Source organism: Albidovulum sp., from assembly GCF_049646345.1.
Taxonomy (GTDB): Bacteria; Pseudomonadota; Alphaproteobacteria; order Rhodobacterales; family Rhodobacteraceae; genus Albidovulum.
This window is the reverse complement of sequence record NZ_JBARVQ010000474.1, coordinates 1-1,634: the sequence shown is the minus strand read 5'-3', so window position 1 is coordinate 1,634 and position 1,634 is coordinate 1. Positions and strand designations below refer to the sequence as shown.

Here is a 1,634-nt window from a genome sequence, read left to right as displayed (position 1 = left end):
CTCCGATACGCCCCACCGACGACGAGGCCCGCGCTCTGGCGCGCGAGCTGCTTACGGCTGCAAGGTTCGCAGCACTTGCGGTGCTGCATCCCGACACCCGGGCCCCGCATGTCACCCGCATCGCCCTCGGCCTGACCCCCGAAGGCCAACCGATGACGCTGATCTCCGCGCTCGCGCTGCACACCCGCGCGCTTCACGCCGATCCCGCTGCCTCGCTCTTGATCGGAGAACCGCCGCCCAAGGGCGACCCGCTGGCCTTTGCCCGCCTCACCCTCGCGGCAAAGGCGCGTTTCATCGACCGGGCAACACCCAACCACGCCCGGCTGCGCGAACACTACCTTGCCAGCCACCCGAAATCGAAACTCTATGCCGATTTCGCCGATTTCAGCTTTGTCGTCTTCGACGCGACCGGGGCCGCGTTGAACGGCGGCTTCGGCAAGGCCTATGACCTGACCGCCAGCGACCTCGCATGACACGGGCCGGGGCGCCTCGCTGCCCCGGCCCCTCCACCCCGGTTCCTCACCTTAGAACGGGTTGTCCATCCGCGATGTGACCGTCACCCGGCCCTTGACCGCCTCTGGCCAGCTCAGCCGCACAAGGTTTGACGACGCGCCGTAGTTGGTCGTCACGTAAGGCATCGTCCAGACCGCGGCGCCTGCGGCATTGGTCACGGCACCCTCGGCCTGAACGCTCGGCACCATCCGGCTCCAACCGCCGAACGGCAGGTAGCCGCTGCTGTTCAGCGTCCAGTTCAGCGCCTCCGACGCCTGCACGAATTCCAGCGTCACAGGGTTGATCGTCGGCTGGGTGATTCCGTTGAAGGAATTGCCCTCGAACACGACGTTGCGGCTGCGCCCGAAATCCAGCCCGGCAATCGAATCGTCGACCGATTCCACCCGTTCAATCGTTCCATTGATCGACTTGAACGTATTCCCCTGCACGCTCAGCCCCTGGAGGAAATGGCCCACGCCATAGGGCTTGATGACGATCCAGTTGAACCAGTCCGCGACATCCGAACAGGTAAAGATATTGCCCGTCACCGTCAGACCACCGAACGAGAACTCGACCCCGAAATCGGGCGCGGCATCATGCTCGTTTGTCCATTCTATGAAAGAATTGTCGATGTAATTGCCGGTAATCACCGATTTCACGTTCGGATAGGTAAAGACCATGCCGCCCAGCCGCGGCGCATCTGTCTCCTCATCGCCCTGAAACCAGTGGTTGCCGACGATCAGATGACCGTTGCCGAACAGAACCCCGGTATGGCGAAAGCGCTCGAACCGGTTGTCGCGGATCTTGGCGTCATTGGCATTCACGTTGAAGGCCACCGTCGTGCGGTCCGTCGCCTTCACCGCCTGCTCGTTGGATACGAAATGGCAGCGGTCGATCTGCAGGTCCTGACAGCCGTCGCCATGGCTGGTCACGCCGCGGTCGCGCGGCTTGGTGAGGAAGCAATCCCTGAGGTGAAAGGTCTGACCCGCCGGGGCCAGCAGGATACCGCTGGCATTGCCCGCGCACATGAACTCCACATCCGTAAGCGTGAACTTGGAAACCTTGGAAAACCCAGAAAAATCAAGGATATACTTGAACCGAGTGAAGGTATAGCCCTGCGTCGCCGCGGGCCCGTACAAGGG

General features: G+C 62.7%; 1 protein-coding gene and 1 pseudogene. One reads left to right on the top strand and one right to left on the bottom strand.

Annotated elements, in window-relative coordinates; genetic code table 11:
- A partial coding sequence (locus WBB85_RS11890; protein ID WP_432638825.1) for a HugZ family protein occupies nt 1–473 on the top strand: 473 nt, incomplete at its 5' end.
- A 51-nt stretch (nt 474–524) separates the two neighbouring features.
- Here the strand turns inward: WBB85_RS11890 and WBB85_RS11885 are convergent.
- A pseudogene (locus WBB85_RS11885) lies at nt 525–1,634 on the bottom strand (right-handed parallel beta-helix repeat-containing protein); the annotation flags it as partial.